This is a genomic window from Marinomonas colpomeniae, from assembly GCF_014803385.1.
In the GTDB taxonomy this organism is placed as follows: domain Bacteria; phylum Pseudomonadota; class Gammaproteobacteria; order Pseudomonadales; family Marinomonadaceae; genus Marinomonas; species Marinomonas colpomeniae.
Genome location: NZ_JACYFC010000001.1, coordinates 767,548 through 781,910, shown reverse-complemented (window position 1 = coordinate 781,910; position 14,363 = coordinate 767,548). Strand labels below are relative to the sequence as shown.

Here is a 14,363-nt window from a genome sequence, read left to right as displayed (position 1 = left end):
AGCTTAGTGTAAGTTACTCGTTTTTTGCTTATTGATTGTGTGTCGACATTAAACCGTAATGGCAAATTTCACAGGGTGCTAATACTTGTTTTGTCTCAAGCACATTATCATGTCCACAAGACATACAGTGATAGCTTCCCGCTTCAGCTACACTGCCAGCAACATGGCATTCTTCAAGTGGTACGGGGTTATTGTTGGCATGATTCACCAGCCATAACAAAGCAGCATCTTCTTTCGCATCAAGTTTTTCGACTAATTCATGACCTTCATCTAAGACAAGATGCCAATTAGCATCTACCCATGCTTCGGTATAACCCATTTGGTCATGCCAATAAGCGGTCATTAAGGCTGCATCTTCTAGTAACCAATCCTTTGCACCAATTAATGTTTTACGCGCTTCTTCTACCAAATTTAAATGCTTTTCATTTTTTGACGAATCTTTTTTCATAGATTTCATAACTCCTTCTCTAAGTACCTTCTAATTAAGGCTCCATCTCTATAAAATAACGTATATTTAAAGACTCTGTTAGCTATTGCGTCATTCTCTTGCTCTATGTCGCTATAATTCCTTTTTTATAAAGACTTTTAAATTAAAGTCTCTTCAATCAAGGCTCTTAAATCAAGAGAAACAGATCTATTAACCTTACGTCGATCATGGGATAAGAACATATCATGCAAGAACAATATAATCCGCAGCAAATTGAACAGTCTGCTCAATCTTTCTGGGACGAAAATAAAGTATTTAAAGCCGTTGCAGATTCTAGTAAAGAAAAATTCTATTGCCTTTCTATGTTCCCTTATCCTAGTGGTCGCCTCCACATGGGTCATGTTCGTAATTACACCATCGGTGATGTGATTTCTCGCTACCAGCGTATGCAAGGTAAAAATGTTTTACAACCTATGGGTTGGGATGCTTTTGGTCTGCCTGCTGAAAACGCAGCAATCAAACACAAAACCGCACCTGCGAAATGGACAACCGAAAACGTTGCCTACATGAAAGGCCAGCTAAAAGAGCTTGGCTTTGGTTACGACTGGGATCGTGAACTTGCGACATGTACTCCAGAATATTACAAATGGGAACAATGGTTCTTCACTCAGTTAATTGAAAAAGACATGGCGTACAAAAAAACCGCTGCCGTTAACTGGTGCCCTGAAGACCAAACCGTTTTAGCGAATGAACAAGTAGAAGATGGCGCTTGCTGGCGCTGTGGCACAACGGTTGAGAAAAAAGAAATCTCTCAGTGGTTTATCCGCATCACAGAATACGCAGAAGAATTATTAAACGATCTTGATCAGCTTGATGACTGGCCAGAAAAAGTAAAGGCCATGCAACGTAACTGGATTGGCCGTTCTGAAGGTTTAGAATTTAGCTTCGCAGTGGAAGGTAAAGAAGATCGCTTGTCGGTTTATACAACTCGTCCAGATACGATTATGGGCGTAACATATGTTGCTGTTGCAACACAGCACCCTTTGTCTCTTGAAGCATCGAAAAACAACGCAGACCTTGCTACTTTCATCGAACAAAGCAAGCTTATGTCAACAACAGAAGCTGACATGGCGACCGTTGAGAAAAAAGGCATTGATACTGGCTTTAAAGCCGTTCACCCAATTACTGGTGACATTGTTCCTGTCTTCGCGGCAAACTTCGTATTGATGGAATATGGTTCTGGTGCAGTTATGTCTGTTCCAGCGCACGATCAACGTGATTTTGAGTTTGCTAAAAAATACAACTTACCGATCAAGCAAGTAATCAAACCAGCGGGTGAAGAAGACTTCGATATTGAAGCCGCTGCTTACACTGAAAAAGGTATCTTGTGCAATTCTGGTGAATTTGACGGTTTGGCTTTCAAAGAAGCCTTTGCTGCCATTTCTACTTGGATGACAAAACACAAGCTTGGCGAAATAAAAGTAAATTATCGTCTACGTGATTGGGGTGTGAGCCGCCAGCGTTACTGGGGAACACCAATACCTACGATCAATTTAAAAGATGGTTCAGTGGTTCCTGTACCACAAGATCAATTGCCTGTTGTATTACCAACAGATGTTGTCATGGATGGCGTTAACTCACCTATCAAGAACAATCCTGACTTCTCTCGCGTTATGTTTAACGGTGAAGAAGCAGAACGTGAAACCGATACGTTCGATACCTTCATGGAATCCTCTTGGTACTTTGCTCGCTACTGCTGTCCAGACTCAAAAGACGCTATGTTAACGGAAGAAGCGAACTACTGGCTTCCTGTTGACCAGTACGTGGGTGGTGTAGAGCACGCGATCTTGCATTTGTTGTATTCACGCTTCTTCCACAAGCTTCTTCGTGATGCTGGCCTTGTAAACTCTGACGAACCGTTCAAACGCTTGTTAACACAAGGCATGGTTAACAAAGATGGCACGAAAATGTCTAAGTCGAAAGGCAATACTGTTGATCCTCAAGAAATGATTGAGAAATACGGTGCCGATACCGTACGCTTATTTATTATGTTCAGTGCGCCGCCAGAGCAATCACTTGAGTGGAATGATTCAGGTGTTGATGGAGCATCGCGCTTCCTTCGTCGCTTATGGGCACTTTCTTACCGTCATACTAATGCCGGTAAAGTCGGTGAGTTAGACATAGCAGCACTTAACGGTGCTCAAAAATCATTGCGTCGTAAAACACACGAAACCATCCAGAAAGTGACGGATGATATTGAACGTCGCCAAACCTTTAATACCGCGATAGCCGCTGTGATGGAACTTTGCAATGAAGTAAGCAAGTTTGAAGATCAATCTGAGCTTGGTCTTGCGGTTGAACGTGAAGCTCTAGAAGCGGCAACCTTATTATTGTCACCTATTGTTCCGCATATCGCTTATCAGCTTTGGAAAGACTTAGGTCACACTGATAACGTAGTTGATACGCCTTGGCCAATACTGGACGAAGATGCCTTGATCAAAGATGAGTTAACCATCGTTGTTCAAGTACTTGGTAAAAAACGTGCTGAATTAACGGTTTCTGCGAGTGCAGACAGTAAAACGATAGAAGCAGAGGCATTAGCGCACCCAGGTGTAACTAAGTTTCTTGAAGGTAAAACAGTTCGCAAAGTGATTGTCGTTCCTGGTCGCTTGGTAAACATTGTTGCCAACTAACTAGGCGTTATAAGGGGCGGCCTAAACCGCCCCTTTATTATTCATTACAAGTTAAAGAGCATCAAGATGATAGCCACGCTAACACAAACAACTCGCTTACTTTTATTAGCCTTATTAACAATGAGTATTGTTGCTTGTGGCTTTCAATTACGAGGTCAAGTTGATATTCCAACAAGCCTAATGACGCTTACTATGACATCTGATAGTGGCTCAGACACGTTTGATAAATCATTACGGATAGCCCTTACAAAAGCAGGCATTTCCGTTATTGATAAATCTCTTGCGACACAAGACACTCTGGAGCTGAAAGTTAATAAAATTACATCATCAGATATCGTGTTGGCTCGCGATTCATCCAACGATGTATCTCAGTTACAGCGCACGCTAAATAGTAATTATTTTATTCGTCAAGCAAACGGAAAATCTGTTTATGGGCCACGCAAGATAAGCACTAATAAAACACTAAGCAATCAAAACAATGAAGCTAGCTCAGTACTGTCTTATAATGCATCTCAAACAGAAACAATGCATGACGATCTAGCTAAGCAATTGATTTACGACCTAAGTTACGCACCACTATAATTTGGATCACGTTAGGCCAAAGTCATGAAAGTAAGAGTTGATCAATTAGAACAGCAGCTTAAAAAAAACCTTGCCCCTATTTACATTATTTCTGGTGACGAGGTTTTACTATGCCAAGAAGCTGCTGATAGCATACGAAAAGCGGCTCAATTTCATAATATAGATGAACGCTTACGCTTCGTAGCTGACTCTCAATTTGACTGGCAAGATGTCATAAACGAAAATCAAAGCCTATCTCTATTTTCTACCCGTAGAATCTTTGATATCCAAATTGATAAGATGGGCGAAAAGCACAGCAAAGCGTTAGCATTACTTGGTCAATCACTCAGTGAAGATAATGTTATTTTACTGACTATTCCTAAAATAGATGCTCGTACACAAAAAGCGAAATGGTTTACTCAACTAGAATCCCAAGGTATTTTCATCCAAATTTGGCCTATTGATGCCAATCGTTTACCCGCTTGGGTACAACAACGAGCACAAGCACTTGATCTTTCTCTCACACGTGATGCGGCAAGTATTATTTGTGAACGAGGGGAAGGCAACCTTTTAGCTCTTTCTCAAGAACTAGAAAAACTGGCTCTATCTCATGGATCAGGCGCAAAAATTGATGCAGGAAAAGTAATCGAATCCGTTGCGGATAGCAGCCGATATTCAATTTACGATTTAAGTGATCGATTGCTTATGGGGAAAACCAAAGAAGCAATGCACTGCTTAAATCAACTCATCAGTGAAGGTATTGAGCCTAATATTATTCTCTGGTTATTTAATCGTGAAATACAAACTCTCAGCAAACTCTTTCAAACAATGCAGTCTTCCAGCTTGCGACAAGCTTGCCAAACAGAAAGGATCTGGGACAAACGTATTCCATTTTACGAAAGTGCTATTTCTAGGCATAACAAAGTAACTCTTCCTTATATGCAGAACTATCTTGCCTTGATGGATAAAAGTATTAAAGGGCTAGAAGGTCCGGACAATACTACAGGCTTTCGTAATCTCGTTATGATGTTCTGTGGTTACAAACCTGTTGTAACCGAACTAGACTTCCCTGCTTGATAAAAACGTCAAGAGTCAGCTAATTTTCATAGGCATAGAAACATGAACGACAATTCAATCATTGAAGAAATTAACACATGGACAACGCCGTTTTATGTGACTCAAATGCCAGATCATGCTTTCTTGAAAGACGCCTTATTAGCAGCGGTATATCAACAAAAGTCCTTACAAACTACCGCTATTGAAAGTCGAATTGCGCCAAAGGCAAAGCACGCATTACATGAGAGCACTTTAGAGTTTTTAGAACTGGCTGACGCTAACATCATGGAAGCCAAACGAGTGCTAGAAGAGTTGGTTTTAGAAATAGCGGCTTCGGTAAATAAAGCTTTTTGGCCTGAAGACATGGAAGCGGACGCACATATTATTGAGTCTTGGTATCACGTTACCCAAAATGGTGGTTATCACGATGTGCATTCTCACCCTAATTGTTCGTGGTGTGGTATTTATTATCTTTCTCCGGGTGATTCAAAAGAGGAAGGAAATGGTGGTTTAAACCGTTTTTATGATCCGAGAGTTAATGCCGAGCACTATGCGGATCCAGGCACGGCTTATTTAGGAGGTCAAGGCGTTTGGGACTTCACTCCAACGGAAGGCCAGATTATTATTTTTCCATCCTATTTAAAGCACTCTGCTTTACCTTACTTTGGCGATACGGACCGTGTGGTCATTGCATTTAATTGCATAATAGAAGCCTACTAAACGAATATATTTTATCTTTCTCTATTTTCTCCTCACTCGTCCGTTTTTTTAGCCTATTTACCTACGTGACTGACTACATCGGTTTATTTTACAAAAAGAAATGTCATAAGTTGTCACTGAAGCATTCACAATAGACGAGGATTTGTAGTAGTTTAATACGTCATATTTATAACTAGGGGGAAGTCTATGCGTTTCCAGTTTGATCAACTCAGCGGCAATCAGCGCTATCACCTGATCACTCAAACTATTACACCTCGTCCCATCGCGTGGATTATGACCCGAAATGAAAACGAGACTTATAACTTAGCCCCTTTCTCCTATTTCTCAGCTATGTCAGCGGACCCTGCGTTATTAGCTGTTTCTATCGGTAATAAATCTGATGATACTGCCAAAGATACTAAGCAAAACCTAATTAGAGAAAAGGAATGTGTTTTGCATATTCCTAGTGGTGACTTAATGAATGCAGTGAATCAAAGTGCAGCTAACTTAGCTTTTGGTGAGTCTGAAGTATTGGAAACAGGTCTATCTCTAACTGTTTTTTCAAAGACGTTGCCCCGTATTACAGAAGCTAAAGTTGCGCTCCATTGCCGATTATTCGATATACATAAACTAGGCAATAGTGGATTTGATTGCCTTTATTTAGAAGTACTTGATTTATACGTTGATGATGAACTTATAACCGAAGAAAATAATCGAATCATTATCGACAACAAAAAACTTAACCCTCTTGCTCGTCTCGGTGGCAACGATTATGCACTTGTAGGCCAGACAGTAACGATAAAACGTCCTAACTAGGACAACACAGATTTTGAGGTATAGAAGATGGACGTAACAACACAAGTAGACGCTTTTCCCTTCATGATTGGTATTGATGCAGACTTAACGTCTGAGATGACTAATTTAGCCAGTATTAAAACGCTCAAAACAGGAGATATTTTAGCCAAACAATTCGAAATTGGTCAACATATCTATTTCCTTTTAGAGGGTGAAGTTGCAATTTCAGTTCCCTTACAAGATGCAGGAAAGTCTTATGATGTTGGTTTAATCAATCAGGCACTCTCCCCTATTGGTTGGTCTGCTTTTCGGCACCCTTCGCGATACGCTACCACTTTCACGGCAACTAAACAGTGCAAACTATTAGTATGGCCAATTCTAGAGTTACAAAAAATACTTGATGCCAACTTAGATTTGGCAGACCAGTTTTTACAATTTGTTTATCAAGAATCCTTACCCGTTCTCATGAGTATTCAAAATCAGACACGCCCTTTCTTTTCCAATGAAACATTGGCATTTGAAGAAACTCGTCCTTTAGGTGATTCTGAAACACAAGCTCATGCATTAAAAGATTCGATTAGCTTACTTAACTATGCGCCTTTCTGTGAAACTTTTACTCAAGCTGAGATACATGCTTTAGCTAAAAAATCATCCATATTACTTGCTCATCAAGGCGACATTATTTGCCAACAAGATCAGCCTGCTGATGGTTTGTATCTGCTAATAAAAGGTAAGGTTGTAGTCAGTTATCAAACCGATTCAGGAGATGTAATTACCACAAGATCGATTTCTCGTGCCGGCACTGTACTCGCCTGGACCACAAAAAATGCAGCTTTGAAAAACCGTACCTCAATCATTTCCTCGAGAGACAGCAGCATTCTGTTTATTAAACGAGATGACTTATTAGAAATATTTGAAAGCAGCCCTAAGTTCTCGGTTAAATACCTTTACAGGCTCATTTGGTTGGTCGGCACTCATTTACTGGCCGCTAGAATGCGCTACCTTTCTCAAATAGCCAATGATGAAACCCTTGCAGTTAGTAATGTTATTGAACAAAACGCTGCGCTTTTACCTGTTAGCTCACCCCTTTATAAAGTCAGTGAGTTACTCAAAAGTGCTATCACGACTGATGAAGCTTTCGGCGTACTTTATAAATGCCTACTTTTTGGCAGTGTATTAGAAAGAACAATCTCTGGAATGTGCTTAGATATTTTAAAAGATTTACAACGGGAAAATGCTTTCTATCGTCATTTACAAAACGTTTATGACAGCATAAACAGTTTACCAAAAGAAACATCTGAACTTGATGCAAGACGCTTAGGAACAGAACTTTTCAAACAGGCATTTAAGCAAGTTCCTTATGTGATTAAAGGCTTAGAAAATTTACCTAAAAAAGCAGGTTCATTGTTCATTTACAATCATTTATTAGGTTCACCAACCAACCGTTTACCAAACGGTTTTCGCTTCTCTATGGACGCTCAGTTTATCGGTTCTATGGTCATAGATAATGAATACGGTATTTCCGGTCAACGTGTTGTACGTCGTAGTAAAGAAAGTGAATTCTGGCGTGATGATTTTTATGAACGTTTCGGAAATCTATTCATCAGTAGTTGGGAAGGACTGACTAGAGACACGCCAGAATACGACCAATTTATTACTCAGTCTCAAGAAACATTACGTCAGAATATTCCATTGATGATTTCACCGGAAGGTCAAAGCTTCAACACACACCAATCACCGGGTAAACTGCTGCCTCATGCCTTTGAAATTGCAGGCTCTATGGGGGCTGATGAACCTTGGATAGTACCTATTGTGGTTGCTAATTTCGATAAACGTGCCGACCATAATATTTATACAGTGATCATAAAACCGGCTTTCAAACTCTCTAGTAAAGTAGATTACACTGATAAAAAGGCCTTAGAAAAATTCTTAGTCACTTATCAAGAAGAATACAAAGGCTATGTGAATGAAGCGGTAGAATTGTCTAAAGAAATACGTCAATACCCGATATTTAGTGGTCAAAATGGCTATCGATCAAATGTCATGAGCTTAAACCAGATCGACGTAGAATTTGAATCTGATGTACGAGAGCTTGAGTTTCATTTGGCACATCAAGAATATAAAGAGCAACCGGTTGCTTTTTATGGTTCATCTACTATGCGTTTATGGAGTGACTTTACGCATAATTTCCGTGATAAAGATGGTATCAATTTAGGCTTTGGCGGTGCGACTTTAGAAGCATGCGTTTATTATTTTGAACGTATTATCTTACCTCATAAACCACGTTCTTTAGTGATTTATGCAGGAGACAATGACATAGGTAATCACTACGATTGCAACAAAGTGGTGGAGCTTTATATTGAGTTACTACAAAAAGTAGATCGTTACCTTCCTGGTATTCCAGTAACTTTAATCAGTATTAAATGCAGTCCTGCGCGATTAAAAATGCGCCAGACAATCGAGAAAACAAACTTGCAATTAGAGCGCCTAGCAAAAACTCGTCCAAACACTCAATACCTTGATCTTTTTTCAATCTTGCTAGATTCAAAAGACGAGATAAAGGAAACTTTATTTGAAGGTGATAAACTACATTTGAATAACAAAGCCTATGAGCTATGGACAAAACATTTATTAAAAATAGAAGACTTCATTTTCAATAAATAATACAGCTGGTACATATAAAATCCCCCGCGAGCCGCGGGGAGTTTTTATTAAAAACTGAAGGTAAAACGCCAATATACAGGAGCTAATATATACTCAGCCAATAACGACCTTTAAGCCAATTAGAATCAGTAAACACCCCATCACTCGATCAACCCAAACAATATTACGACGCAACCACAATAGAACAGGGCCACCAGCGAGTAATAAAGCAACTAATATGTACCAACCACTATCAATCGCAACAACCGTTGTCCAAAATTGAATTTTCATAATCGCGGTCATTTCAGAGTCGACTAGCTGACTAAATAAAGCCAAAAAGAACAATGCAATTTTAGGATTCATCAAAGCAACCATCAAACCATCACGAATAGATTCCCAATAGGAAGACTTTACAGCTTCTACTTTTTCATCTTGTCCTTTCCCAGCATAGCGCAATGATTTAACACCTAACCAAGCCAAATATAGACCACCTAGTATGGTTAAAACCGAAAAGGCCTGCTGATATTGTTCAATTACTACCGCCAAGCCTTGTAATGTCAAAAATGCCCAAAAACCGATACCTAAACCATGAGCTAATCCAGCACAAACTCCATGTAAAGCGGACTGAGAGATAGATACACGAAGAATAACCGCTAAGCTAGGTCCAGGAGAAATAGCTCCTAACACGCATACAGCAACCAGAGAAAGCCAACTAGTAAAATCCATAACGCCTCATTTCAAATATATGTTCAATTGAGCTGCATCGCCCTTTTATTGTGACGATATTCTACTCAAATACGCCAAAAAGGTACGTTTTTTTCAAAAAAACAACTTGTAATATTCTTTGCCATAAATCGTCGACAACATATTGACCTTTTTTATAAAACACGGCAGCATAGAAACACCTGTTAAATACTATATAGAAAACTATGAATCACTCTTTCTTAAACAAACACAACGGCGATAAACGTAAGGCTAAAAAGCTTTACTATGCTGACGTGCGAATTTAAGATTAAAATTTCCCGGCAGCATTCTTGCTGACGGATTACCTCTTTCTTCTCAGCAGAATGCATACCGGCCAAAACGAGGCAAGTGTATGTTCCACGGTGCAATCACAGCGTTAATTACTCCTTTCAAAAATGGTCAATTAGACGAAGATGCTTTGCGTAATATTGTGCGCTGGCAAATAGACCAAGGTATCAATGGACTGGTTCCAGTAGGAACAACAGGAGAATCTCCTACACTTAGCGAATGTGAGCACAAGCGAGTGATTGAAATCACAGCACAAGAAGCGAATAAAGCTGTTCCTGTATTAGCAGGTGCTGGATCAAACAATCCCATTGAAGCCGTAAACTATTCTGAATTTGCTTTTCAAGCAGGTGCTGATGCAACACTGCATGTGGCTGGTTATTACAATCGCCCTAATCAAACAGGCTTATATGAACATTTCAAATACGTTCATGACAACAGCAAACTTCCGATGATCATTTATAATATTCCACCACGGGCGGTGGTAGGTGTAGACGTTTCAACCATGGCTCGCCTTGCTCAATTGCCACGCATTATTGGTGTTAAAGATGCGACAGGTGATCTGACTCGGCCGATCCGTGAGCGCGCACTAATCGACAAACCTTTTAACTACCTAAGTGGCGATGATATTACTGCGGTTGCTTACAATGTTGGTGGCGGTCAAGGCTGTATCTCGGTATCTTCTAACGTTGCGCCAAAACAAGTAGTTGAATTGCATCGTTTGTGTAATGAAGGAAAGTTTCGTGAAGCAACGGCATTACAAGATAAGTTGTTTGCTTTACATAACGCGCTCTTCATTGAACCAAATCCTGCCGGCCCTAAATACGCACTATCGCTGCTTGGTTTTTGTTCAGAAGAATGTCGTTTACCTATGGTGCCACTCCAAGACAGTACTAAGGAAACGATACGTCAGGCGATGCAATCATTAGACTTGATTTAAGTATCAGGCAGCTAAAAAGAAAGTAATAAGAGAATAGAAATAAAAAGCCTGCATAACTTATTATGCAGGCTTTTTATCTTAAAGAAGTATACGTTTATGACCTGGCTAGTCGTACAACATAAAGTAATATAATAGCGCCAACCGTTGCGGTAACAAGTGACCCTAAAAAACTACCGGAATACAAACCAAGAAGTTGAAATGTAAAGCCACCTACAAAGGATCCGACAATACCTATCACGATATTCCCAATAAGCCCAAAGCCAGCACCTTTTACAAACTGACCAGCCAACCAACCGGCTAAAGCACCAACAATTAAAAAAGCAAATAGAGACATAAAACCACCTTATATTGTGCAAATAAAAAACTATTACTGAGATAAACTATATAAACATCTCAAGTGCGTCTAATTTACAGTAAATGTATCGCCATTGTATTGAGTAACTAGACAGTCTTTGCCTTTTCCTTTAAGCATCTGACAAAAATCCATACCGTAGCGCTTATTCACAAATGGGCCAACTTTAAGTTGATACATAGTTTGTCCATTTACTTGTTTTTGATTGATCAGAGGATCTAGCCCTTCATACGAAGTAGGGTCTGCTTTTGATAATACATTCCAGCCGCGAATGGCTTCATCATGGTTTCTATAAGAAGCAACTTGCACTCCAAACTCTAACTGTTTTATTTTTGCAGGCATTGAAGCTAAAGGTGCAATTTCAACGGTACTTACATCATCTTCAGAGAAGATAGGGTCTGCAGTAACAACAGGGGCAACATTAATAACCGCCATACCACTATCAGACACCATATCATTTGAAGTTCCCATCATAGCGTCTGTATTACCGGCCATATCACCTTGCTTAAGAGCAGCAACTTCAGCTTCTAGCTCATCAATTCTATCCAACTTTGCTTGTGCAGTTTCCCACTGAGCATCATGTTCCCTGACTTTGTCCTGCAGTTCGCTGAAGCTCATAAAGCTATTTTTTTCTCCCGTCGACGAACAAGCAGATAATGAGAATCCTGCAATAACTAGGATCAATTTTCTGGATATTTTCATTTCTTTATTCTCCAAACATATCAGCAAGACGCTTTACTCATTACTCATCAGCATTAATTATTGAATACTTTATGAAGTAGAGAGCAGATGCTGTCCCCATAAAACTAAGGCATAACGAGTTGCCTTACCAATTAAAACCAAAGGTAAAAAATACCAAATAGGTGTGCGTAACACCCCCGATATTAAAGCAATCCCATCACCAACAACAGGCAACCATGTAAATAATAAGCTCCACACCCCATAACGGTTAAAAAGTTGCTCTGCTTTTTCACGAATTTCTTTTTTTACCGGAAACCATTTTTTATTTCCATATCGAAGTAAATATGAGCCCAGCAACCAATTAGTAAGACCACCTAATGTATTACCTAAGCTGGCCCATAACCACAGAAAAAACACAGAAATAGTGACATCATTTGCGTAATAAAGTAATACCCCCTCAGACCCTAAAGGTAAAATTGTCGCGGACAAAAAAGAAACTAAAAATACAAAAAAATAATCCAATGGCGCCCTCTTACGGTTTTTATACGTGCCAGCACTTAACTAACAAAACAATGACTTAGAGCAATTTTTGCGACTAGGCAGAATTAAATAAACGCTTTAATCTAGGTCGATAAATATATTGGCTTCTGGTTCAACTATCTAAGCCTAAAAATGGTTAATTATAAGCAGCCAAAATTGGCTATTTGAAACATAACGGAGACGATATGCTGGATCGCATCAATGACATTAAAATTCGCTATAAGTTATGGGCGATCATTGGCTTAATGTCTATGGGAACAGCAGCACTTATTCTAGTCTCTCTTACTTCTTTATTTAGTAGCCATGTAGATGCTAGAAAAGATCGAACACAAGATATATTAGACATTGCCAGCACCACTTTATTGCCTTTTTATGCGCAGCAAACATCAAACAAGCTAACTGTCGATAACGCTAAACAACAAGCTATTAAGTTATTGTCTGATTTCAGCTATGGTGACAAACAAAGCCTATGGATATTGGACGAAAATAACGCATTACTAAGCACTCCTTCTTCTTATAAAAACACACAATCACCAAAATCACTTAACCAAGCATTAAAAGCTGTGCAACAAGACGATCCTTCAATAAAAAACTATAAGTCTATTGAGTTTGAATATCAAAGTAGTAATGGCGATGACCATCGCGTAATTGCAAGCACTATGTATTTTTCACCATGGAAAATGACAATTATAGCAACCTCTTCGATGGACGCCGTTACTAGTTTTTTCTTAACAGCATTAGTTGATTACATTATTTTAGTCAGTGTTTTGACCGTCCTAGTTGGAGGCACTGCGCTTTATATCATTCACTTGGTAACTAGCCGTGTAACATCTTTGTGTACCACTATGACTTCCGTACAGAATTCTGGAGACCTTACTCAGCGAGTTGAGTTCACCGGTAAAGATGAAATGGGGGCCATGGCTCAAGCGTTTAATAGCATGATGAATGACTTCCAATCTATTGTGCGTAATGTAAGCCATTCTAGTAAAACCTTAGACAACATTGTCGATCAGACAAATCAGTCAACAAATAAAACCGCTCAAGGTGTTATCAAACAACTATCCAATACAGGGCAAGCAACCGACTTAATGCAAGGTGTTATGCTATCAGTAGAAGAAACCCTAGCCATTGCCGAAAAAGCAAATAATACGACACAAGAACTCGACCAGCACTCAAGGCAAGGTCTTGGTGTAATGAACAGAGCCAATCAAGACATTCAGCAGTTGTCTGTCGAGGTTGGCGATGCTTCTGAGCAAATCCATAAATTACGTCAAGACGTCACTCATATTAGTGATCGATTAAGTATTATTGCAGAAGTAGCAGATCAAACGAATTTACTTGCCCTGAATGCTGCAATAGAGGCTGCGCGTGCAGGTGAGCAAGGTCGAGGGTTTGCGGTTGTCGCAGACGAAGTTCGCCACCTTGCACAACGTTCGCAATTGGCAGCAACAGAAATTGGTGACCTGATTGATCAGTTAACACAACAAACATCGAAAACAGTTAGCGTGATGGAATTAGCTCAAAATACCGCAAGCCAAGGTGCAGAACAAACCTCTCAAGCAGGACGAGCTTTTATAGAGATCGCCAGTGGCGTATTGTCTATATCAAAACTCAACAATGACATTAGCCAAGCGGCAAACCGACAATATGAATCGTCTCAAACTGTTCAGAAGACTCTAGAAAGTATTGCCAACATATGCGAAGAAACAAACCTTAACTCCACTGACATTCAAACATCAGTGAACAACTTACAAGAGTGCGCAAGCCAACTACGCCAACTTGTTAGTCAATTCAGTACTTAACTAAAAAAGGCATTTAGTTAATAAATCACATAATGAGTCAGATACTCGCGGCACATAGTGGTTTTTAATTCAATTCCCACATATAGTTTATATTAGGTCAAAGATCATAGGTCACCTAAACTGTTGCGCTTTATAAAGGATCAAA

13 protein-coding genes are annotated in these 14,363 nt (G+C 39.6%); 8 read left to right on the top strand and 5 right to left on the bottom strand.

The annotated features are described in order from the left end of the window. Positions 1–28 precede the first annotated feature (28 nt). Positions 29–448 (bottom strand): hypothetical protein, encoded by a 420-nt coding sequence (locus IF202_RS03690; protein WP_235963217.1) that lies wholly within the window; start codon positions 446–448, stop codon positions 29–31. A gap of 224 nt (positions 449–672) precedes the next feature. On the opposite strand from IF202_RS03690, the gene leuS reads away from it, so the two are divergent. From leuS to IF202_RS03660, 6 genes are all read left to right on the top strand, one after another. Next, positions 673–3,120 (top strand): leucine--tRNA ligase, encoded by a 2,448-nt coding sequence (gene leuS, locus IF202_RS03685; protein WP_191593503.1) that lies wholly within the window; start codon positions 673–675, stop codon positions 3,118–3,120. Between the two features lie 66 nt (positions 3,121–3,186). Beyond that, on the top strand, positions 3,187–3,702 hold the full coding sequence (locus tag IF202_RS03680) for an LPS-assembly lipoprotein LptE (protein WP_191593502.1): 516 nt from the start codon (positions 3,187–3,189) through the stop codon (positions 3,700–3,702). Between the two features lie 24 nt (positions 3,703–3,726). Continuing rightward, positions 3,727–4,758 (top strand): DNA polymerase III subunit delta, encoded by a 1,032-nt coding sequence (gene holA / locus IF202_RS03675; protein WP_191593501.1) that lies wholly within the window; start codon positions 3,727–3,729, stop codon positions 4,756–4,758. Between the two features lie 42 nt (positions 4,759–4,800). After that, positions 4,801–5,457, top strand: coding sequence for a putative 2OG-Fe(II) oxygenase (locus IF202_RS03670; RefSeq protein ID WP_191593500.1), 657 nt, complete (start codon positions 4,801–4,803; stop codon positions 5,455–5,457). Between the two features lie 186 nt (positions 5,458–5,643). Continuing rightward, positions 5,644–6,252 (top strand): flavin reductase family protein, encoded by a 609-nt coding sequence (locus IF202_RS03665; RefSeq protein WP_191593499.1) that lies wholly within the window; start codon positions 5,644–5,646, stop codon positions 6,250–6,252. Between the two features lie 27 nt (positions 6,253–6,279). Next, positions 6,280–8,895: a cyclic nucleotide-binding domain-containing protein gene (locus IF202_RS03660; protein WP_191593498.1), complete on the top strand. Its 2,616-nt coding sequence runs from the start codon at positions 6,280–6,282 to the stop codon at positions 8,893–8,895. 93 nt (positions 8,896–8,988) lie between these two features. Here IF202_RS03660 and IF202_RS03655 read toward each other — a convergent pair whose 3' ends face one another. Further along, complete coding sequence (locus tag IF202_RS03655) at positions 8,989–9,600, bottom strand: LysE family translocator (protein WP_191593497.1); 612 nt, start codon at positions 9,598–9,600, stop codon at positions 8,989–8,991. A 370-nt stretch (positions 9,601–9,970) separates the two neighbouring features. Between IF202_RS03655 and dapA the strand changes: the two genes are divergently transcribed. Beyond that, entirely contained in the window at positions 9,971–10,843 is an 873-nt protein-coding gene (dapA, locus tag IF202_RS03650; RefSeq protein WP_191593496.1) for a 4-hydroxy-tetrahydrodipicolinate synthase, read from the top strand. Between the two features lie 94 nt (positions 10,844–10,937). On the opposite strand, the gene IF202_RS03645 is transcribed toward dapA, so the two are convergent. The 3 genes from IF202_RS03645 to IF202_RS03635 all read right to left on the bottom strand — a co-directional run bounded on the left by IF202_RS03645 (position 10,938) and on the right by IF202_RS03635 (position 12,398). Further along, positions 10,938–11,177, bottom strand: a complete 240-nt coding sequence (locus tag IF202_RS03645) for a GlsB/YeaQ/YmgE family stress response membrane protein (RefSeq protein ID WP_191593495.1) — start codon at positions 11,175–11,177, stop codon at positions 10,938–10,940. A 69-nt stretch (positions 11,178–11,246) separates the two neighbouring features. Continuing rightward, entirely contained in the window at positions 11,247–11,897 is a 651-nt protein-coding gene (locus tag IF202_RS03640) for an SPOR domain-containing protein (protein ID WP_191593494.1), read from the bottom strand. A 69-nt stretch (positions 11,898–11,966) separates the two neighbouring features. Continuing rightward, on the bottom strand, positions 11,967–12,398 hold the full coding sequence (locus IF202_RS03635) for a YqaA family protein (RefSeq protein WP_191593493.1): 432 nt from the start codon (positions 12,396–12,398) through the stop codon (positions 11,967–11,969). A gap of 203 nt (positions 12,399–12,601) precedes the next feature. Here IF202_RS03635 and IF202_RS03630 point away from each other — a divergent pair, with 203 nt between their 5' ends. Further along, entirely contained in the window at positions 12,602–14,218 is a 1,617-nt protein-coding gene (locus tag IF202_RS03630) for a methyl-accepting chemotaxis protein (RefSeq protein WP_191593492.1), read from the top strand. Positions 14,219–14,363 lie beyond the last annotated feature (145 nt).

Excerpts from the sequence above, each read along its gene's own strand:
- IF202_RS03690 (WP_235963217.1), bottom strand. The coding sequence starts at position 448 with ATGAAAAAAGATTCGTCAAAAAATGAAAAGCATTTAAATTTGGTAGAA.
- leuS (WP_191593503.1), top strand. The coding sequence starts at position 673 with ATGCAAGAACAATATAATCCGCAGCAAATTGAACAGTCTGCTCAATCT.
- IF202_RS03680 (WP_191593502.1), top strand. The coding sequence starts at position 3,187 with ATGATAGCCACGCTAACACAAACAACTCGCTTACTTTTATTAGCCTTA.
- holA (WP_191593501.1), top strand. The coding sequence starts at position 3,727 with ATGAAAGTAAGAGTTGATCAATTAGAACAGCAGCTTAAAAAAAACCTT.
- IF202_RS03670 (WP_191593500.1), top strand. The coding sequence starts at position 4,801 with ATGAACGACAATTCAATCATTGAAGAAATTAACACATGGACAACGCCG.
- IF202_RS03665 (WP_191593499.1), top strand. The coding sequence starts at position 5,644 with ATGCGTTTCCAGTTTGATCAACTCAGCGGCAATCAGCGCTATCACCTG.
- IF202_RS03660 (WP_191593498.1), top strand. The coding sequence starts at position 6,280 with ATGGACGTAACAACACAAGTAGACGCTTTTCCCTTCATGATTGGTATT.
- IF202_RS03655 (WP_191593497.1), bottom strand. The coding sequence starts at position 9,600 with ATGGATTTTACTAGTTGGCTTTCTCTGGTTGCTGTATGCGTGTTAGGA.
- dapA (WP_191593496.1), top strand. The coding sequence starts at position 9,971 with ATGTTCCACGGTGCAATCACAGCGTTAATTACTCCTTTCAAAAATGGT.
- IF202_RS03645 (WP_191593495.1), bottom strand. The coding sequence starts at position 11,177 with ATGTCTCTATTTGCTTTTTTAATTGTTGGTGCTTTAGCCGGTTGGTTG.
- IF202_RS03640 (WP_191593494.1), bottom strand. The coding sequence starts at position 11,897 with ATGAAAATATCCAGAAAATTGATCCTAGTTATTGCAGGATTCTCATTA.
- IF202_RS03630 (WP_191593492.1), top strand. The coding sequence starts at position 12,602 with ATGCTGGATCGCATCAATGACATTAAAATTCGCTATAAGTTATGGGCG.